The sequence below is a fragment of the Micromonospora sp. WMMA1949 genome, assembly GCF_027460145.1.
In the GTDB taxonomy this organism is placed as follows: domain Bacteria; phylum Actinomycetota; class Actinomycetes; order Mycobacteriales; family Micromonosporaceae; genus Micromonospora.
On record NZ_JAPZBG010000001.1, the window covers coordinates 5,766,385 to 5,785,087 of the forward strand.

The window sequence follows — 18,703 nt, forward strand, 5'->3', positions numbered from 1 at the left end:
CGCTCGCAGCAGCGGCTGCATCGCCGGGATCCGGATGGGCCGGGCCCGTACTGACGGCGGTGCGTGGATCGTCGGGTACTCCCCCTCGAACTACGATCCAGTATTCACGAAGTGTTGTTCTTACGTCAAGAGGCACGTCCCGTCGCTAGGGTGACCGGATGGACGAAGACGCACGACGTCGGCACTCCTCGTCGTTCGGCGCGGCGGCCACCGCGTACGCCGAACACCGCCCCGACTACGCGCGGGCCGCCCTGCGGTGGGCGCTCGAACCCGCACCCGGCGCGCGCGTGCTCGACCTCGGCGCGGGCACCGGCAAGCTCACCGCCACGCTGGCCGAGGTGACCGACGACGTCACGGCCGTGGAGCCGGACCCGGCGATGCTCGCCGAGCTCCGCCGCACCCTGCCGGGCGTACGGGCGCTTCCCGGCAGCGCCGAGGCGATCCCGCTGCCGGACGCCTCCGTCGACGCCGTGGTCGCCGGCAACGCCATGCACTGGTTCGACATGGCGGTGGCCGGGCCGGAGATCGCCCGGGTCCTCTCCCCCGGCGGTGTCCTGGCCGGGCTGTGGAACGTGGTGGACGACCGGGTCGACTGGGTGGCGGGGCTCGCGACGGTCAGTGGCAGCGCCGCCATCGGTCCCCGGGACACGCCCGCGAGCTGGCGCGCCGCGACGACGACCATGCACCTGCCGAAGACGGGCGAGGCACGGTTCGGCTCGCCCGAGCAGGCGGAGTTCCCGCACGGGCAGCGCCGTACCGCCGACTCGCTCGTGGCGACGCTGGCCACCCGGGCCGGGATGCTGGTCATGCCGGAGCGGGAGCGCGCGGCGGCGCTCGACCGCATCCGCGCGTACCTGGCGAGCCGGCCGGAGACGGCCGACGGGGAGTTCACGCTGCCGATGCTCACCTGCGTGCTGCGGGTGCGGCGCCGGTGAACGGCGCGGACGTCCGGTCCGCCGCCGCCGTGATGACCGCCGTGCTGCGGCCCGCCGCCGACCGCGACTGGACGGTACGCGCGGGAGACCTGGACTGGTCCTGCTGGACCACCGCCGCGCACATCGCGCACGACCTGGCCGCGTACGCCGGTCAGGTGTCCGGCCGGCCCGACGGCGGCTACCTCCCGTTCGACCTGCGGGTACGCGCCGACGCCGCGCCCGCCGAGGTGCTCACCGTCGCGGCGGCCGCGGCCGGGATGCTCGCCGCCACGATCGACGCCGCCGATCCGGAGGACCGGGCGTGGCACTTCGGCCCGTGCGATCCGGGCGGGTTCGCCGCGATGGGCGTGGCCGAGATCCTGCTGCACACAGACGACCTGACCCGGGGGCTCGGCGTGGACTGGTCACCGCCCGCCAGGCTGTGCGCCGAGGTGGTGCGCCGGTTGTTCCCCGGCGCGCCGGACGGCGACCCGGCGCCGGTGCTGCGGTGGCTGACGGGCCGCGCGCCGCTGGGCGACCGGCCGCGACGGACCGTGTGGACCTGGCAGGCGGCGCGTCCCTGAGCGCTCTCAGCGGCGCCACCAGCGCCGACGACGGCGCGGGCGGGCTGACGTGGCGCGCTGCGGCTCCGGCGCCGTGACGACCGGCGCGGCGCGTTCCCGGTCGGCGCGCCAGCGGCGTACCGCCTCCTCGACGTTGACCGGGCGGACCACCACGCGTGGCCCGGTCGGGGTACGCAGCCAGGCCACCACCTCGGTGTTGAGTGCGGCCACGTACGAGCGGACGGCGTCCTCGGTGGGCAGGTCGCGCAGCTCGGCCGGAAGCTGTTCGATGCGGCGGCGCAGCTGCAACGGTGTGGGCAGCAGCAGGTCGGACGGGATCTGCTCGCGCTCCATGAAGCTGCGGATCCACCAGCCCTCGTCGTAGGGCATGTCCCGCCCCGGGATGGGCTTGCCCGCGCCCGGCAGGTTGTCGAACTCGCCGCGTTCCTGGGCCGAGCGGATCTGCGCCTCGACCGCGGCCTCCCAGCCTGTCGTCACCGCCGTCACCTCCCGTACCCACGGTAACCGCCACCGTCCGACAAGAGTCAGCGTCGCGCGGGGCCGGGCTGTTCCCGGGCGCCGGGCGGGGCCGCCGCGTAGCGTGCCCCGGGTACGGAAAGGGGTGTCGGCGTGCGCGACTGGCTCATCGGTCTCGGAGTGGCGACGGTCGGCGTGATCGTGAGCTGGGCGGTGCTGGTGCTGCTCGACGCGTGGCCGGGTGAGCCACGGCTGCTGCTGCGTCTGCTCGGCTCCTGACCGCGGCCACGGGCCGGCCCCGGCTCAGGCCAGGTGCCGGACGTGACGGTGGCCGTCCCGGGGGAAGGGCGCGCGGGCCGGCAGCACCTCGGCGAAGGCGTACCCGCTCTTCTCCGCCACCCGGCAGGAGGCCGGATTGTCGACCTGGTGCAGCAGCTCCAGGTGGGTCAGCCCGGCGGCGGCGAACCGGGCGAACGCCCACGCGGTGACCGCCTCCACCGCTCGCGGCGCGACGCCACGGCCGCGCGCCGGCGCGGCCGTCCAGTAGCCGACCTCGGCGGCCGGGCGGCCCGGGCGGACGTCCTTGAGCACGACGCAGGCCGCCACCCGATCCTCCTCCAGCACCGCGAACATGAACCGGTGCCCGGCGGCCCACCCCTGGTGGCTGCGGCGCAGGAACACCCGCGCCTGCGCCGGGCCGGTCACCGGATGCCTGGTCCAGGCCCGCAACACCGGATCCCGGTACGCCTCGATCAGCGCGTCGGCGTCGCCGTCGCGCCACGGGCGCAGCAGCAGGGCGGGCGCGGTCGCGGTGGCCGGCGCGGACAGCACGATCGACATGCGACAAGTATCACCGCCACCGCGTCCGACGCCGACCCCTGCGGCGCCCCCGAGCGCCCGCCGCAGCCTCCGGCGATCATGAAGTTGACTGCTGTCGGCGACCGATTTGTCGCCGCCAACCTCATGATCGCCGGGGAACAAAGGGGGGCGGGGACAAAGCGGGAGCGGGGCGGGGGTGCGTGGGCGTAGGGTCCGGTGCACGGGCGGGGAACGGGGAGGCGGCGTGGTCACTGTCGGTGCGGTGATGGGAATCGGCCTGGTGGCGCTCGGTCTGGTGCTCACGCCCGGGCCGAACATGGTCTACCTGGTGTCCCGGTCGGTGACCCAGGGCCGGCGGGCCGGGCTGGTGTCGCTGCTCGGTGTGGCGGCCGGTTTCCTCGTCTACCTGACCGCAGCGGTGGCCGGCATCGCCACCGTGTTCGTGCTGGTCCCGCCGCTGTACACGGCGGTGAAGCTGGCCGGTGCGGCGTACCTGCTGTGGCTGGCCTGGCGGACGCTGCGCCCCGGTGGCACGTCGGCGTTCACCCCGACGCCGCTTCCGCCGGACCGGCCCCGGCGCCTGTTCACCATGGGGCTGGTCACCAACCTGCTCAACCCGAAGATCGCCATCCTGTACGTGTCGCTGCTGCCGCAGTTCGTCGACCCGGCGCGCGGGCACGTCGCGGTGCAGAGCCTGCTGCTCGGCCTGACCCAGATCGTCGTCGCGCTCACCGTGAACGCGCTGATCGTGCTCAGCGCCGGCTCAGTGTCGGCGTTCCTCACCCGCCGCCCGGGCTGGGCGCGTCTGCAGCGCTGGGTGATGGGCACCGTGCTGGCGGCGCTCGCGGTGCGGATCGCCGCCGACCGCTCCCGCGCCGCCGTCGCCACCCCCTGACCGGGGTACGCGCCACGCCGTCAGCCCGCTACCGCCTCCGGGGCGGTGTCACGGGACCTCCTCGCGTACCACCGCCACGCCACCCGGCGCCACCGTCACCACGCCGTCGACCGTCGCGCCGGTGAGCATCTCGCACCCCGCGGCCGGCACCCGCTGCGGTTCGTCGGTGTGGTTGAGCAGGTAGAGCAGGCCGTCGTCGCGGCGTACCGCCTCGACACCCGGCGGCGCGCCCGGACAGGTGGGTGTCACACCCGCGAGCCCTGTTGCCTCGGTGAGCAGGTGCCGGTACGTGTCGTCGTCGAGGCGGGTGGAGACGTACCAGGCGTACGCGTCGCCGACGCGGTGCCGGGTGATCGCGGGCCGCCCGTCCAGCACTCCCCCGGCGTACGCGCTGACGGTCTCGGCGCCGGCCGGGTGCACCGTCTCCGACCAGATCCGGCCGGTCCCGCCGCCGCTCAGCGGCACGTGTTCGTCGTCGGCGAGGGGGTGGAACTCCTCCACCCGCACGCCGAGCAGGTCCCGGTACGCGCCCGGGTAGCCGCCGAGGCGTACCCGGCCGTGCTCGTCGGCGACGCCGCTGAGCCAGGTCACCAGCAGGTGCCCGCCGGCGTGGACGTGTCGGCGTACCCAGTCGACTGTGGCGTCCGACGCCAGGTAGAGAGCGGGGAGCACGAGCAGCCGGCAACCGTCGAGCGGGGCGCCGGGCGGCACCACGTCGGCGGTGACGTCCGCGTGCCAGAGGGCCCGGTGGGCGGCGGCCGCCTCGCCGGGGTGGTCGAGCCCGTCGCGGGGCATCCCCGGGTGCCGCAACGCCCAGCCGCTCGCCGCGTCGTACGCGATGGCCACCGCCGCCTCGACGCGGCCCGGCGCGGTCCCGGCGAGCCGGGCCAGCGCGGCGCCCAGGTCGGCGGCCTCGCGGAACACGCGGGTGTCCGCGCCGGCGTGCGACACCACCGCGGAGTGGAAGCGTTCCGCGCCGCCGGCCGGGGCGCGCCACTGGAAGAACATCACCCCGGCGGAGCCGCGTGCGACGTGGGCAAGGCTGTGCCGGGTCATCCGGCCGGGCTCCTTGGTGTGCATCCGCCCGGCGGTGTGGATCTGGTTGGGGGCGCTCTCCATCAGCAGCCACGGCCGCCCGGTGCCGTGACGGGCCCAGCCACGGGCGAGGTCGGCGGCGAACGCGGTCTGCTCCTCCGCGCCGGCACCGGTCGCGGACGGGTAGTGGTCGACCGCGACCAGGTCGACCTCGCGCGCCCAGCGGGCGTGGTCGACGGGCACCCAGTCGCCGAGCACGTAGTTGGTGGTGACCGGCAGCGCCGGGTTCGCCGCGCGCAGCAGGTCCCGCTGCTCGGTGTACGCGGACAGCAGCGTGTCGGACCAGAAGCGGCGGAAGTCGAGCAGCTGGCCGGGGTTGGCGAGATATTGCGTGGCGCGGGGCGTGCCGATCTGCGCCCAGCCGGAGTAGTGCTGGCTCCAGAAGCTGGTGACCCAGGCGTCGTTGAGCGCGTCGAGGTCGCCGTACCGGGTGGCCAGCCAGCGGCGGAACGCCGCCTCGGTGTGCGGGCAGTGGCAGGTGGTGCCGTACTCGTTGTGCACGTGCCACAGCGCCAGCGCCGGGTGGTGCGAGTACCGGGCGGCCAGCACCTCGGCGATGCTCCGCGCGGCGTCGCGGTACGCGGGCGCGGCGGCGCAGTAGGTGTCGCGGCTGCCGTGGGTCAGGCGGACGCCGTCGGCGGTGACCGGCAGCGCGTCCGGGTGGCGCAGCGAGAACCACGGCGGCGGCGACGCGGTGGGGGTGGCCAGGGCGGCCCGGATGCCGGCCGAGTGCAGCAGGTCCAGCACGCGGTCGAGCCAGTCGAGCGTGTACCGGCCGGGCGAGGGTTCCAGCCGGGACCAGGCGAACACCCCGACCGTGACGAGGTTGACCCCGGCGGCGCGCATCAGGGCGACGTCCTCGCGCCACACCTCGGGCGGCCACTGTTCCGGGTTCCAGTCCCCGCCGTAGCAGAGCGGACCGTCGTCCCACGGCGCTTTAGTTGTCATCCCGGCCAAAATAGGAACAGGTGAGAAGGAAAGTCAATGGCGTCGATCATTGACAGTTAGTTGGGCTTCCAAAGAAACTGGCGGGACCGCCCGTGGACGCCGCGAGGAGACGCCCATGCCGTACCGCCCGCCGCTGGTCCCGTACGAGACGTTCGTGGCCGACCCGCCCGACCTGCCGGTCCGCGCCCCCGGCGAGGAGGGCGCCGACGACGTGCTGCGGGCCACTGTGGCCGGGACCGACGCGCACGGGGTCACGCTCACCGCGACCTGCGCGTCCGGCCGCACGCTCGTCGCGCGCATCGAGGCCGCCGGGGACGGGATCATCCGGGTACGCCTCGCCGACGACCTCTCGGTCCGCAGCCGGTCCGCAGCCGCGCTGACGCTGGTCCACCCGCAACCGCACCCGGCCACCGTGACCGTCGACGGCACGCACGTGCGCGTCGGTGCCGGCGGCGTGGTCGCCGAGGTGCGCCTGGACCCGTGGGAGCTGTGCTTCCGCACCCCGGACGGGCGGCTGCTGCTCGCCTCCGACGCCGGTACCCGGGACATCAGCGGCCGGCGCCGGACGCTGCCGCTGGGCCGCTCCACAGTCGACGGCGAGCCGGTCGCCTGGCACGAGAGCTTCGTGGCGCCGGGCGACGAACGGTTCGCCGGCTTCGGTGAGAAGTTCACGCCGCTGGACAAGCGCGGCCAGCGGCCGCTGATGTGGAACTTCGACGCCTTCGGCGGGGAGTCCGACCGGTCGCACAAGAACGTGCCGTTCTACCTGTCCGACCGGGGCTACGGCGTGCTTGTCGACAGCGGGCTGCCGGTGCAGTTCGACGTGTGCGCGAGCACCCACAGCAGCGTGCAGATCCTCGTCCCGGACGACCTGCTCGACTACTACGTGCTCGCCGGACCCGCCCCGGAGCGGGTCCTCGACCGGCTCGACGCGCTGACCGGGCGGCCGTACCTGCCGCCGCGGTGGGCGTTCGGCGCGTGGATCTCGTCCGGCTTCTTCCCGGACAGCCAGCAGCGGGTGCTGGAGCGGGCCCGGCGCCTCCGCGAGCGGTACGTCCCCTGCGACGTGCTGCACCTGGATTGCTACTGGCAGGTCGCCGGGCACTGGTCGGACCTGCGCTGGGACACCGACGCCTTCCCCGACCCGGACGGCATGCTCAAGGACCTCACCGAGCAGGGCTTCCGGGTGTGCCTGTGGATGAACCCGTACCTGATGACCGGCAGCCCGCTCTACGCCGAGGCCGAGGCCGCCGGGTTCTTCCTGCGGCACCCCGACGGCGGCACGTACGTCGCCGACACCTGGCACGGCAGCTACCCGGCGGGCGCCATCGTGGACCTCACCAACCCGGCCGCGGTGCGCTGGTTCCAGGGCCTGCTGCGGCCGCTGCTGGCGCAGGGCGTCGCGGTGTTCAAGACCGACTTCGCCGAGGGCGTACCCGCCGACGCGCTCGCCCACAACGGCATGACCGGCGTGGAACTGCACAACGTGTACGCGCTGCTGTTCAACGACGCGGTCGCCGACGTCACCGAGGAGGTGGCCGGGCACCGCACCGTGTGGGCGCGCTCGTCGTACCTGGGCGGGCAGCGGCACAGCGCCCAGTGGAGCGGCGACGTCAACGCCACCTGGCCCGGCATGGCCAGCACGCTGCGCGGCGGCCTGTCCCACGGGCTGTCCGGGGTGCCGTTCTGGAGCCACGACACCGGCGGCTTCCACGGCACGCCCGAGCCGGACCTGTATGTGCGCTGGACCCAGTTCGGCGCGCTGTCCCCGCTGGTGCGGCTGCACGGCACCACCAGCCGCCTGCCGTGGGAGTTCCCGCCCGAGGCGGAACGGCACGCGGTGGACGCGTTGCGGCTGCGCTACCGGCTGCTGCCGTACCTCTGGTCGGCGGCCGTGGCGAGCGCCCGCACCGGCGGCCCGATGATGCGGGCGCTGCTCGTCGACACCCCGGACGACCCGGTCGCCTGGACCACCGACCTGCAGTACCGCCTCGGCCCCGATCTGCTGGTGGCGCCGGTGCTCGACCCCTCCGGCGAACGCGCCGTGTACCTGCCGGTGGGCGACGACTGGCTGGACGCGTACACCGGGCAGCGGCACCCCGGCGGCCGGCACCTGCGGGTGAGCGTGCCGCTGGACCGGCTCCCGCTGTACGTGCGCCACGGCGCGCTGATCCCCACGGTGGCGCCCGCGGCGACGGCCGGGACCGGCCCGTTCCGGGACGTGACGCTGGTGGCCTGGGGCGGCGTCGACGGCGTGAGCGTGGTGCGGGACCCCGACGGCGACACCACGATCACCGCCGTGCGCGACGGCGACACGCTGCGCGTCCGGGTGGACGGGCCGCTCGACGTACGGCAGGTGAGCGTGGTCGGGACGGACCCGCCGCGCCGGGTGGTGCTCGACGGCGAGCCGATCCCGGTCACGCCGTTCGCGCCGTGGTTCCCGGGCCGGGCCCACCCGGCCGGAATCGCGCCTATTTAGTTTAAGCTGTAGCCGAACCCACGGCCGGGCGCAGGAGGCGGGCAGTACGTGATCAGCATCGACCGGCCGACGGCCGACCTCGGCGACGTGCGGGTGACCAACCGGGCCGCGGTGCTCCGGCACGTGCGCCGGCACGCCCCCTGCTCCCGGGCCGACGTCGCCGCGCGCACCGGGCTGAACAAGGCCACCGTCTCCAGCCTGGTCGCCGAGCTGATCGAGCACGGCCTGCTGCGTGAGACCGGGCTGACCGAGAACCGCGTCGGCCGCCCGGCCACCATGCTCGTCCTCGACGGCTCCCGCTACGTCGGGCTCGGCCTGCGCGTCGGCGCGGACGAAATGGTCGCGGTCGCCGCCGGCCTCGGCGGCGACCCGGTGCTCACCTGGCGGCGCGCATTCCCCGCCGCCACCGCCGGCCCCGAGGAGACGGTGAAGGCGCTCGTCGCGCTGGTCCGGCGCGCCGTCACCCGGGTCGGCGCGGACCGCACGGTGCTGGGCCTGACCGTGGCCGTGCCGGGGCTGGTGAACCCCGACGGCGACGTGCCGGTTGCCCCCGCGCTGGGCTGGCGCGGCGTGCCGCTGGCCGCGTCGGTGCGCCGCGCGCTGCGCGACCCCGGCTTCCCGGTCGCCGTCGACACCGAGGCCAACCTCGCCGTGCTGGCCGAGCGGCGGCACGGTCCGTACGCCGCCACGGCCGACCTGATCCACCTGACCGGTGGCCCGTCGATCGGTGCGGGCCTGATCAGCGGCGGCCGGCTGCTGCGCGGCGGCCGGGGCTTCGCGGGCGAGATCGGGCACCTGCCCCTCGCCGCGGACGGCCCGCCCTGCGACTGCGGGCGGCGCGGCTGCCTCACCGCGCTGCTCGGCGTGGACGCGGTGATCGGCCGCCTGCTACCCGGCGACGGGCCGGTCACCGACCACCTGCCGGAGATCGAACGGATCCAGGCCCTGGCCCGAGCCGGCGAGGAGCCGGTACGGACCGGGCTGACCGAGATCGGCCGGCTGCTCGGGCAGGCCGTGTCGGTCCTGTCCGGACTGCTCGACCCGGAGGTGGTGGTGGTCGGCGGGCACCTGGCGGCGCTCGCGCCGTGGCTGCTGCCGGCCGCCCACGCCGAACTCGCCGCCCGCACACCGGTCCCGCCCGGGGTGCGGCTGGAGGCCAGCACGCTCGGCTCGGCCGCCGGTGCGCTGGGCGGCGCCACCGCCGCACTCGCCACAGTGGAGGCGGGACGCCTGCCCGCCGGATGACCCCTTGACCGCACCCGCCGGAAGGTGTCAACCTCGGTAGCGCCGCGTTCCGGGACCGGGCAACCTGCGAAGCGGCGTGTTTTTCGGCGGTTGTCGAAGCGCTTCACCACCGCTCCGGGCCGACACCGCCGACCCCACCACCACCCCTTTTTCGCGTACGCGTCGCCGCATCACCGGCTCGTCCGTCGAAGCGCTTCGACGGACGAGCGGCGGCCCGAACGCCGACCGGAGGCGCCCGCCATGACCGACCCCGTCCCCCACCGTCTCGACGACCTGCTGGCCCGGCTCACCCTCCCGGAGAAGCTCGGCCTGCTGCACCAGTGGCAGGCACCGGTGCCGCGGCTCGGCCTGCGCGCCTTCCGCACCGGCACCGAGGCGCTGCACGGCGTCGCGTGGCTCGGCACCGCCACCGTCTTCCCGCAGGCGATCGGTCTCGCCGCGAGCTGGAACCCGGATCTCATCCGGGCGGTCGGTGCCGCCGTCGGCGACGAGGTGCGGGTCAAACACCGGGCCGACCCGGACCGCGTCGGCCTCAACGTGTGGGCGCCGGTGGTCAACCCGCTGCGCGACCCCCGATGGGGACGCAACGAGGAGGGCTGGTCCGAGGACCCGTGGCTGACCGGCGAGCTGGCCACCGCGTACGCGCTCGGGTTGCGCGGCGACCACCCGATCCGGCTGCGCACCGCGCCGACGCTCAAGCACTTCCTCGGCTACAACAACGAGACCGACCGGGCCACCACCTCCAGCGACCTGCCGCCGCGGGTGCTGCACGAGTACGAGCTGCCGGCGTTCCGCGCCCCGCTGGCCGCCGGCGCGGCGGTGGCCGTGATGGCGTCGTACAACCTGGTCGACGGCGTACCGGCGCACCTGAGCCCGCTGATCGAGGGCGAGCTGCGCGGCTACGCCGACGACGAGATCATGGTGGTCGGCGACGCCGGAGCGGTCGGCAACATCGCCGGAGTGCAGGAGTACCTGCCCGACCACGTGGCCGGCTTCGCCGCCGCGCTGCGCGCCGGGATCGACAGCTTCACCGAGGACGACGAGGACAGCACCCCCACAGTGGAGCGTCTCACCGAGGCGTTGGCGCGCGGGCTGATCGAGCCCTCCCACGTGGACCGGGCGGTGCGGCGGATCCTGTCCGTCCGGTCCCGCCTGGGCGACCTGGACCCCGATCCCCACGACGACGTACCGCCCCACACCCTCGACAGCCTCGCCCACCGCGAACTCGCCCGCGAGGCCGCCCGCCAGTCGGTCGTGCTGCTGCGCAACGACGGCCTGCTGCCGCTGCGCCCCGGCACCCGCGTCGCGGTGCTCGGCCCGCTCGCCGACGCCGTGCTCACCGACTGGTACAGCGGCACCCCGCCGTACACGATCAGCGCGTACGCCGGGCTGCTCGGACGGCTGCCCGAGGTGACCACCCACCCCGGCACGGACCGGATCACGCTGCACGCCGGCGACCGCGCGGTACGCCTCGACGGCGACGGCCCGCTGGCGCTCGGCGACACCGCGACCGAGTTCGAGGTGGTCGACTGGGGGCAGGACGTGGTGGCGCTGCGCGCGGTGGACACCGGCCGGTACGTCGGCGCCGACGACACCGGTGCCCTGGTGGCCGACCGCGACGGACCGGGCGGCTGGGTGGTCCGCGAGACGTTCCGCCTGCACCACCGGCCCGACGGCACCGCGCTGCTGCACCACCTGGCCACCGGACGGCACATCGGCGTCGCTCCGGACGGACGGCTGAGCGTCGCCACCGGCGACCCGGCCGCGTTCACCGTGACGCTCCTCGCCGACGGGGCCGCCGACGCCGCCGCGCTCGCCGCCGCCGCCGACGTGGCCGTGGTGGTGCTCGGCAACCACCCGATGGTCAACGGCCGGGAGACCGAGGACCGCGCCGACCTGGCGCTGCCCACCGGGCAGGCGGAGCTGCTGCGGGCCGTGCACGCCGCGAACCCGCGTACCGTGCTGGCGCTGACCAGCAGCTACCCGTACGCGGCCGGCTGGGCGCAGGAGCACCTGCCGGCGGTGCTGTGGAGCGCCCACGGTGGACAGGAACACGGCAACGGGCTGGCGGACGTGCTGCTCGGCGCCGCCGACCCGGGCGGGCGGCTCACCCAGACCTGGTACGCCGACGCCGCCGAACTGCCCGACCTGCTCGACTACGACGTCATCGGCGCCGACACCACCTACCTCTACCACCGGGGTGAGCCGCTGTACCCGTTCGGGCACGGGCTCAGCTACGCCGAGTTCGACTACGCTGACCTTCGGTTGAGCACCGCCGCGGCGCGTGCCGGCGAGGAGGTGGAGGTGAGCGTCGAGGTCACCAACACGGGCCGCCGCCCGGGCACCGAGGTCGTGCAGCTCTACACCCGGCAGCGGCGCTCCCGGGTCAAGCAGCCGCTGCGGCAGTTGCGCGACTTCGCCCGCGTCACGCTCGACCCGGGCTGCGCCGCCCGGGTGACGCTGTGCCTGCGTACCGCCGACCTGGCCTGGTGGGACGAGGCCCGGGCCGCGATGGTGGTGGAGGACGCGGTCCACTCGGTGCTGGTCGGCCGGTCCGCGCGGGACATCCGGCTGGCCGGCGCGCTGACGGTGACCGGTGGCGACGCGACCGCCGAGCCGGCGGGCTCCCGCTCCGGGGCGGCCCGGTGAACGGGCGGACCCCCGGTGAGCAGGTCACCATCGCCGACGTGGCCCGGCACGCCGGGGTGGCCGCCAGCACGGTGTCGTACGTGCTGAGCGGCAAACGCACCATCTCGGCCACCACCCGCGGGCGGGTGCTCGCCAGCGTCCGCGCGCTGGGCTACCACCCGCACGCCGGGGCCCGCGCGCTGGCCAGCCGCAAGGCGAACGTGATCGCGCTGGTGCTGCCGCTGCGTACCGGCATGCAGGTGCCGGTGGTGATGCGCTTCGCCACCGCCGTGGTCACCACCGCCCGCCGCTACGACCACGACGTGCTGCTGGTCACCGCCGACGAGGGCCCGGCCGGGCTGCACCGCATCGCCGGCAGCGCGCTCGTCGACGGCGTGCTGCTGATGGACGTCGAGCTGGAGGACTCCCGGGTGCCGCTGCTGCGGGAGCTGGCGCTACCCGGCGTCCTGATCGGGCACCCCGCCGACAGCACCGGGCTGGCCTGCGTGGACCTCGACTTCCGGCGCGCCGGTGAGCTGTGCGTGGAACACCTGGCCGCCGCCGGGCACCGGCGGATCGCGCTGCTCGGCGCGCCCGCCGCGGTCTACGACCGGGGCACCGGGTTCGCCCACCGCACCCGCGCCGGGGTACGCGCCGCCGCCGAGCGGCTCGGCGTCGACGCGGTGACCCGCTCCTGCGAGGAGGGACCGGCTGCGGTGCGCCGCGACCTGGAGGCGCTGCTCGCCGACCACCCGGACGTCACCGGGCTGGTGGTGCAGAACGAGTCGGCCGTCGGGCCGGTGCTCGCCACGCTGCCGCTGCTGGGCCGCCGGGTGCCCCGCGACGTGTCGGTGGTCGCGATCTGCCCGGACGAGCTGGCCGAGCAGTCCGGGCTCACCTGCGTACCGGTGCCCGCCGAGGAGGTCGGCCGGCAGGCGGTGGCGCTGCTGATGCGGCGGTTGAGCGGCGAGGCGGTGCCGGAGGTGACGCTGCTGGAACCGCACCTCACCGTGCGGGACACCAGCGCCGGCCGGTGACGGCGCACCGCATCCACGACACCGCCCCGGCCGCCGACTGGACCGACGCGTTCCTCACCGGCAACGGTGAGCTGGGCCTGATGGTCCACGGGCAGCCGCACGCCGAGCGGATCGTGGTCAATCATCACCGGCTCGTCCTGCCCAACGGCACCCGGGACGCCCGCGCGCCCGAACTGGCCAGCCGGATGCCGCACATCCGCGCGCTGGTGCTCGCCGGACGCCGCGCCGAGGCCGCCCGGCTGCTCACCGGCGGCCGGGAGCTGGAGTGGACCCAGTCGTTCCACCCCGGGTACGCGCTGACCGTCGACGCGCCGCCCGGCCCGGTACGCGACTACCGGCGCCACACCGACTTCACCACCGGGGAGGTGACCGTCGAATGGTCGGGCGGGCGGCGGCGCTGCTTCGCCTCCCGCGCCGACGGTGTCGCGGTGCTGCACCTCGACCAGGGCGACTGCGTCGTCGGGGCGACGGGTGAGCTACCCGGCAAACCGGCCGACGTGGTGTACGAGCAGGCCGCGTACCGCCGCGACGGTCTGGTGTTCCTGCGGGTCCGTGCCCGCTACCCGGCTGCCGGCGGGGCGTACGGGTTCGAAGGGCTCACGCTGCTGCGCGGCGACGTGAGCGTCGACGGCGACCGGGTACGCGTACGCGGACCGGCGCTGCTCACCACGCTCGTCGACCGGCCCGACGCGCCGCCCTGGCGGACCCGGGCATCGGAGCGGCGGCTCGCCGCGCCGGCCGGGAACTACGAGGCGCTGCTGGCCCGGCACGTGCCGCGCCATCTCGGCCCGTACCTCCGGGTCGGCCTGGACCTCGGCGTGCCCGCCGCCGACCGGGCGCTACCGGTGGGTGAGCTGCTGGCCCGGCAGGCCGCCGCGCCGGACCGGCTGGACCCGGCGCTGCTGGAACGGCTGTTCCACTCCGGCCGGTACCTGCTGTTCAGCGCCAGCGGGGTGCTGCCGCCCCGGCTGACCGGGCTGTGGCTGGGCTCCTGGGACGCGGCGTGGGCCGGTGACTTCACCACCGACGCGAACCTGAACCTGCAACTGGCGGGCGCCAACGTGGGCGCGCTGCCGGAGGTGACGGCGGCGCACGCCCGGCTGGTCGCCGCCCAGGTGGACCACTGGCGCGCCAACGCGCGGGCCGTGTACGGGTCGCGCGGGCTACTGGCGCCCAGCCGCACCGACGGCGAGCACGGGCACCTGTTCCACGTCCACCCCGACTGGCCGTTCACCGCGTGGCTGGCCGGCGCGGACTGGCTGCTGCACCCGCTGCACGAACACCACCTGGTCACCGGTGAGCCGCTGGGTGAGGTGGCCGGCTGGCTGGCCGAGGTGGCGGACTTCTTCGCCGACGTGCTGACCGCTGTGGACGGGCATCCGGCGCTGGTGCCGTCGTACTCACCGGAGACCGGCCCGTACGACGACACCGGCCGGGTCGCGCCGGTCGCGGTGAACGCCACCATGGACGTCGCCGCCGCCCGGCACGCGCTGCGGCTGGCCGCCGAGGTCACCGGCGAGGACCGGTGGGCCGGGGTGCGGCCGCCCGGCTACCTGGTGGACGGGCGCGGCGCGCTCGCCGAGTGGGCGTGGCCCGGCAGCACCGGCGACGAGGACCACAGGCACGTCAGCCACCTGTATCCGGTGTGGCCACTGCACGAGATCGATCCGGACGACACCCCGGAGCTGGCCGCCGCCGCGCACCGGGCGCTGACGCTGCGCGGAGACGAGAACCGGTCCGCGCACGGCAGCCTGCACCGGGCGCTCGCGGCGGCGCGGCTGCGCGACGGCGACCTGGTCGCGGCGAACCTGCGCAAGATCGTCGGCGCGGACATGTTCTTCCGGTCGCTGATGAGCGCGCACAACCCGGGCCGGAGGACGTACAACGCCGACGCCGCGCACGCGCTGCCGGCGGTGCTGATCGAGTCGCTGGTGCAGTCGCGCCCGGGAACGCTGCGGCTATTGCCCGCGCCGCTGCCGGGCCTGCCCGCCGGGACGCTGCGCGGCGTCACCTGCCGGGGCCGGGTCACCGTCGAGGAGCTGACCTGGGCGCCCGGCCGGGTGCGGGCGCGGCTGGTGTCGCCGGTGGCGCAGCGCGTGGTGGTGCACGCGCCCGGCGACTGCCGTGCGGTGGATCTGGCGCCGGACCGGCCGTGCGAGATGGCGTTCGGCTAGAGGTTGTCGGGCTGGTGCAGCGCCGGGTGGCTCTGCCCCGGCGCCGCGTACCAGGGCGGGGCGTCCTCGGCCAGCGCGGTGCCGATCCGCAGCCGCGCCCAGTCGTCCAGGGCGGGCAGCGCGTCCGGGGCGAACCAGGCCACCGCCAGCGACTCGTCGCCGTCGGCGGCCGGCGCCCCGCCGATGGCCCGGCAGCGGAACCAGATGTTCAGGTATTCGCAGGCGTCGCCGTTGGGGTAGACCACCGGGTGGGTGGCGACACCGGCGAGCCGGTCGATCGCCACGGTGACGCCGGTCTCCTCGTGGACCTCGCGCACCAGCGCGTCGGCCGGTTGCTCGCCCGGGTCGACCGTGCCGGCCGGGATCGACCAGCGGCCGTTGTCGCCCCGGCGGGCCAGCAGCACCCGTCCCGCGTCGTCGGTGACCACGCCGCTGACGCCGTACAGCATGAGCAGGTCGTGGCCGACGTGGCGGCGCAGCCGGGCGATGTAGGGCGAGACGGCCATGGCGAGCAGGCTACCGGCGGTCCTGCCGGTGCCGCCGGACCATGCCCTCGGCCAGCGCCGCGCCGTCCAGGTCCCCGGCGGCCAACCTGCCGGCGACGGTACGGCGCACGATCCGGTCCGCGAGGGCCGGAGCGTGCCGGGCCAGCGCCAGTTCGATCCGGCCGCGCCGGGTGGTGGCCACGTCCCGTGGTGCGCGCCGGGCCGTGGCGGCGCGCAGGATCGCGGCCACCACCCCCTCGACCGGTTCCGGACGGGACACCCCGTTCAGCGACAGCCCGGCCGCCACGGTGCTGTCGTGGATCGGGGACGCGACCATGCTGGGGTAGACGACGCTGACGCCGACGTGGGTGCCTACTTCGTGGCGCAGCGCGTCGGCGTACGCGACGAGCGCCCGCTTGCTGACCCCGTACGCGGCGGCGAGCGGCAGCGGCAGCACGGCCATCCGGCTGGCCACGAAGATCACCCGCCCGCGGGCCGCCTCCAGGGCCGGCATCGCGGCGGCGGTGGTCCGCCAGGCGGCGAGCAGGTTCACCTCGATCTGGCGGCGTACCACCTCGTCCGGCGGCAGCTCGGCGGGTGCGGGCCCGCCGACGCCGGCGTTGTTGACGAGCAGGTCGAGCCCGCCGAGCCGGTCGATCGCGGCGGCCACCGCCGGTGGCGTCGCGGCCGGGTCGGTCAGGTCGACGCCGAGCACGGGCGGTGTGGCGTCGGGGTCGGCGTGCAGGTCAAGCCCGACCACGTGGGCGCCGGCGGCGGTGAGCGCGGCGCCGAGATGCTGCCCGAACGTGCCCCGGGCACCGGTGACCAGCACCCGCCGTCCGGCCAGAGCGCCTGCTCCGGCGGCCGGGTTCCGGCCTGCCGCGCTCATCGTGCCGCTCCGGCGCGGCGACGGCCGGCGGCCAGTTCGCGGCCCAGCTCGGCCAGGTAGACGTCGAAGTCGACGCGCATGTGCGGGCGGCGCTGCCCCCACCGGGCGGTGGCGGCGCGCAGCTCCTCGCGGCAGGCGGCGGCCTGACGGGCCGGATCCGGCGGCGCCCAGGTGCCGGCCAGCCGCGCGGCCACCAGCCGGGCCTGCGCCTCGACCAGGGGGAACGCCGCGCCGGTGGACTGCATCAGCCCGACGAACGCCAGCCCGGGGGCGTCCAGGTGGAACACGTGCCGGTACAGCGACAGCCGGTCCGCGCCGTCGCCGAGCAGCGCCGGGTCGAGGAACGGCATCTCGACGCGGTAGCCGGTGCACCAGACGACCAGGTCGACCTCGTCGTGGCGGCCGTCGGTGAACTCGACCCGGTCGCCGTCGAAGCGGGCGATGCCGGGCCGCGCCTGGATGTCGCCGTGGGTGAGCCGGGACAGCAGCGCGTCGGACAGCGTCGGGTGGTCCTGGAGGAAGCCGTGCGCCGGTGCGGGTAGCCCGTACCGGGTGGGCGGCCCGACCGCTGTGGTGATCATGGTCTGGCTGATCCGCTGCCGCAGCCGCCACGGCAGCCGGCGGGCCAGCGCGCCGTTGAGCGTGTCCGACGGGCGGCCCAGCAGGTACTTGGGCACCACCCACACGCCGCGGCGCAGCGACAGCAGCGTGCGCGCGGCGGCGTACGAGGCGTCGACGGCGATGTCCATGGCGGAGTTGCCGCCGCCGACGACGAGGACCCGGCGCCCGGCGAGCTGTTCCGGGCCGCGGTAGTCGTGGCTGTGCATCTGCTCGGCGGTGCACTCGCCCGGGTACGGCTCGGGCCGCTTCGGCACCCGGTTGTGCCCGTTGGCGACCACCACCGCCTCGACGTCGACATCGACCGGGCCGTCCGGGCCGGTGGCCCGCACCCGCCAGCCGTCGCCGGTGCGGGTGACCCGTTCGACGGTGTGGCGCAGCCGTACCGCCTCGCGCAGCCCGAACCGGTCGGCGTAGTCGCCGAGGTAGCCCGCGACGCGGGTGTGGTCGGGGTAGTCCGGCCAGTCGGCCGGCATCGGGTGGTCGGCGAACTCGGTACGCCCCTTGCTGGTGTTCAGGTGCAGCGTCCGGTACGCGGGCGAGCCGAGTGCGCCGTACACCCAGAGGCCACCGAGCGTGTCCGCCGCCTCGAACGCGACGGCCGGGACACCGGCGTCGGCCAGCGCCTTGAGTGTGGCCAGTCCGGCGGCTCCGGCGCCGACGACAGCGACCCTCGGTGTGGCCATACCCGCCCCCTTAATCCAACGACTGATGGATAATCCCCGGAGCGCGGGCCGGCGTCAAGGGCGGGCGTCTCCCGGATCGGCCCGGTACAGCGCGTCGAGGAAGCGGTGCACGAACGCGCGGAACTCGCGCCGCTCCCGGGCGCCGGAGCCGGCCCCGGCGGCGAGCGCCACCACGTGCCCGTGCACCGCCCAGACCAGGGAACGCACCGTCACATGCGGCGTCGGCTCGGTCAGCGCGCCGGCACCGGCCGCCGCCACCAGCAACTCCTCGACCAGCCCGTACAACGGCGCGGCGTAGCGGCGGTCCAGTTCGCCGTGCCGCTGCGGCTCCAGCCAGCGGCGCAGCCACAGCGCGGTCGTCTCCGGCCGGTCCTCCAGGAAGTCGACGAACACGTCCACCAGGTCGTGCAGCGCCCGCAGCGCGTCGCGCGGCCCGGCCGACAGGGCCGCCCGGGCGCGTTCCCCGGCCGCCTCGATGACCTCCCGTTCGGCGCTGAACACGCGGGCGAAGCAGGCGTCGTAGAGCTGCGCCTTGGTGCCGGTGTGGTGCACGACGGTGGCCGCGTCCACTCCCGCGGCGGCGGCGACGTCGCGGACGCTGACCGCGTCGAAGCCCCGCTCGGCGAACAGCGCGGTGGCGGCGGCGAGCACCAGGTCACGGGTCGGCCGCTGGTCGTCGCGGCGGGGCCGGCCCGGCCGGCGGCGAGGCATGGTCATCCGGCCATTGTTCCCCCTACAATCCAGCAACCGT

At 75.5% G+C, this 18,703-nt stretch carries 16 protein-coding genes; 9 read left to right on the forward strand and 7 right to left on the reverse strand.

Annotation, left to right across the window (positions count from 1 at the left end; translation table 11 throughout):
- Nucleotides 1-158 precede the first annotated feature (158 nt).
- Together O7607_RS26990 and O7607_RS26995 are read left to right on the forward strand one after the other, a co-directional pair.
- Nucleotides 159-935: a class I SAM-dependent methyltransferase gene (locus tag O7607_RS26990; RefSeq protein ID WP_269706179.1), complete on the forward strand. Its 777-nt coding sequence runs from the start codon at nt 159-161 to the stop codon at nt 933-935.
- Complete coding sequence (locus tag O7607_RS26995; protein ID WP_269706181.1) at nt 932-1,498, forward strand: maleylpyruvate isomerase N-terminal domain-containing protein; 567 nt, start codon at nt 932-934, stop codon at nt 1,496-1,498. The genes O7607_RS26990 and O7607_RS26995 overlap by 4 nt, the downstream gene beginning before the upstream one ends.
- Nucleotides 1,499-1,504: 6 nt before the next feature.
- Here O7607_RS26995 and O7607_RS27000 read toward each other — a convergent pair whose 3' ends face one another.
- Nucleotides 1,505-1,975 carry a J-domain-containing protein gene (locus O7607_RS27000; RefSeq protein WP_269706182.1) on the reverse strand — a complete coding sequence of 157 codons (471 nt, stop codon included), beginning with the start codon at nt 1,973-1,975 and terminating at the stop codon, nt 1,505-1,507.
- A 132-nt stretch (nt 1,976-2,107) separates the two neighbouring features.
- Between O7607_RS27000 and O7607_RS27005 the strand changes: the two genes are divergently transcribed.
- On the forward strand, nt 2,108-2,233 hold the full coding sequence (locus tag O7607_RS27005; protein WP_269706184.1) for a hypothetical protein: 126 nt from the start codon (nt 2,108-2,110) through the stop codon (nt 2,231-2,233).
- A gap of 24 nt (nt 2,234-2,257) precedes the next feature.
- Here the strand turns inward: O7607_RS27005 and O7607_RS27010 are convergent, their stop codons facing one another.
- A complete protein-coding gene (locus O7607_RS27010) occupies nt 2,258-2,794 on the reverse strand; it encodes a GNAT family N-acetyltransferase (protein WP_269706186.1) in 537 nt (178 codons plus the stop codon).
- Nucleotides 2,795-3,017: 223 nt separating this feature from the next.
- On the opposite strand from O7607_RS27010, the gene O7607_RS27015 reads away from it, so the two are divergent.
- Entirely contained in the window at nt 3,018-3,668 is a 651-nt protein-coding gene (locus tag O7607_RS27015; RefSeq protein WP_269706188.1) for a LysE family translocator, read from the forward strand.
- Nucleotides 3,669-3,716: 48 nt separating this feature from the next.
- Here the strand turns inward: O7607_RS27015 and O7607_RS27020 are convergent, their stop codons facing one another.
- The gene (locus O7607_RS27020; protein ID WP_269706190.1) at nt 3,717-5,711 is read right to left on the reverse strand and encodes a beta-galactosidase; all 1,995 of its coding nucleotides are present in this window, start codon (nt 5,709-5,711) and stop codon (nt 3,717-3,719) included.
- Between the two features lie 115 nt (nt 5,712-5,826).
- On the opposite strand from O7607_RS27020, the gene O7607_RS27025 reads away from it, so the two are divergent.
- The 5 genes from O7607_RS27025 (at nt 5,827) to O7607_RS27045 (ending at nt 15,274) form a co-directional block, all read left to right on the forward strand.
- Complete coding sequence (locus tag O7607_RS27025) at nt 5,827-8,190, forward strand: TIM-barrel domain-containing protein (protein WP_269706192.1); 2,364 nt, start codon at nt 5,827-5,829, stop codon at nt 8,188-8,190.
- Nucleotides 8,191-8,238: 48 nt separating this feature from the next.
- On the forward strand, nt 8,239-9,435 hold the full coding sequence (locus tag O7607_RS27030; protein ID WP_269706194.1) for an ROK family transcriptional regulator: 1,197 nt from the start codon (nt 8,239-8,241) through the stop codon (nt 9,433-9,435).
- A gap of 240 nt (nt 9,436-9,675) precedes the next feature.
- Nucleotides 9,676-12,084 (forward strand): beta-glucosidase family protein, encoded by a 2,409-nt coding sequence (locus tag O7607_RS27035; protein ID WP_269706195.1) that lies wholly within the window; start codon nt 9,676-9,678, stop codon nt 12,082-12,084.
- The gene (locus O7607_RS27040) at nt 12,081-13,100 is read left to right on the forward strand and encodes a LacI family DNA-binding transcriptional regulator (protein ID WP_269706197.1); all 1,020 of its coding nucleotides are present in this window, start codon (nt 12,081-12,083) and stop codon (nt 13,098-13,100) included. The genes O7607_RS27035 and O7607_RS27040 overlap by 4 nt, the downstream gene beginning before the upstream one ends.
- Entirely contained in the window at nt 13,097-15,274 is a 2,178-nt protein-coding gene (locus O7607_RS27045; protein WP_269706199.1) for a glycoside hydrolase family 95 protein, read from the forward strand. Before O7607_RS27040 ends, O7607_RS27045 begins: the two co-directional genes overlap by 4 nt.
- On the opposite strand, the gene O7607_RS27050 is transcribed toward O7607_RS27045, so the two are convergent.
- From O7607_RS27050 to O7607_RS27065, 4 genes are read right to left on the reverse strand one after another with little or no spacing between them, the layout of a single operon-like run.
- On the reverse strand, nt 15,271-15,780 hold the full coding sequence (locus tag O7607_RS27050; protein ID WP_269706200.1) for an NUDIX hydrolase: 510 nt from the start codon (nt 15,778-15,780) through the stop codon (nt 15,271-15,273). The genes O7607_RS27045 and O7607_RS27050 overlap by 4 nt on opposite strands.
- A gap of 10 nt (nt 15,781-15,790) precedes the next feature.
- The gene (locus tag O7607_RS27055) at nt 15,791-16,648 is read right to left on the reverse strand and encodes an SDR family NAD(P)-dependent oxidoreductase (RefSeq protein WP_269706202.1); all 858 of its coding nucleotides are present in this window, start codon (nt 16,646-16,648) and stop codon (nt 15,791-15,793) included.
- Nucleotides 16,645-17,952, reverse strand: coding sequence for a flavin-containing monooxygenase (locus O7607_RS27060; RefSeq protein WP_269706204.1), 1,308 nt, complete (start codon nt 17,950-17,952; stop codon nt 16,645-16,647). The genes O7607_RS27055 and O7607_RS27060 overlap by 4 nt, the downstream gene beginning before the upstream one ends.
- 54 nt (nt 17,953-18,006) lie before the next feature.
- The gene (locus O7607_RS27065; RefSeq protein ID WP_269706206.1) at nt 18,007-18,669 is read right to left on the reverse strand and encodes a TetR/AcrR family transcriptional regulator; all 663 of its coding nucleotides are present in this window, start codon (nt 18,667-18,669) and stop codon (nt 18,007-18,009) included.
- Nucleotides 18,670-18,703 lie beyond the last annotated feature (34 nt).

Bases quoted from the DNA above. Each gene is read 5' to 3' on its own strand.
- O7607_RS26990 (WP_269706179.1), top strand. From the start codon at position 159: ATGGACGAAGACGCACGACGTCGGCACTCCTCGTCGTTCGGCGCGGCG.
- O7607_RS27010 (WP_269706186.1), bottom strand. From the start codon at position 2,794: ATGTCGATCGTGCTGTCCGCGCCGGCCACCGCGACCGCGCCCGCCCTG.
- O7607_RS27020 (WP_269706190.1), bottom strand. From the start codon at position 5,711: ATGACAACTAAAGCGCCGTGGGACGACGGTCCGCTCTGCTACGGCGGG.
- O7607_RS27025 (WP_269706192.1), top strand. From the start codon at position 5,827: ATGCCGTACCGCCCGCCGCTGGTCCCGTACGAGACGTTCGTGGCCGAC.
- O7607_RS27035 (WP_269706195.1), top strand. From the start codon at position 9,676: ATGACCGACCCCGTCCCCCACCGTCTCGACGACCTGCTGGCCCGGCTC.
- O7607_RS27050 (WP_269706200.1), bottom strand. From the start codon at position 15,780: ATGGCCGTCTCGCCCTACATCGCCCGGCTGCGCCGCCACGTCGGCCAC.
- O7607_RS27055 (WP_269706202.1), bottom strand. From the start codon at position 16,648: ATGAGCGCGGCAGGCCGGAACCCGGCCGCCGGAGCAGGCGCTCTGGCC.
- O7607_RS27060 (WP_269706204.1), bottom strand. From the start codon at position 17,952: ATGGCCACACCGAGGGTCGCTGTCGTCGGCGCCGGAGCCGCCGGACTG.
- O7607_RS27065 (WP_269706206.1), bottom strand. From the start codon at position 18,669: ATGACCATGCCTCGCCGCCGGCCGGGCCGGCCCCGCCGCGACGACCAG.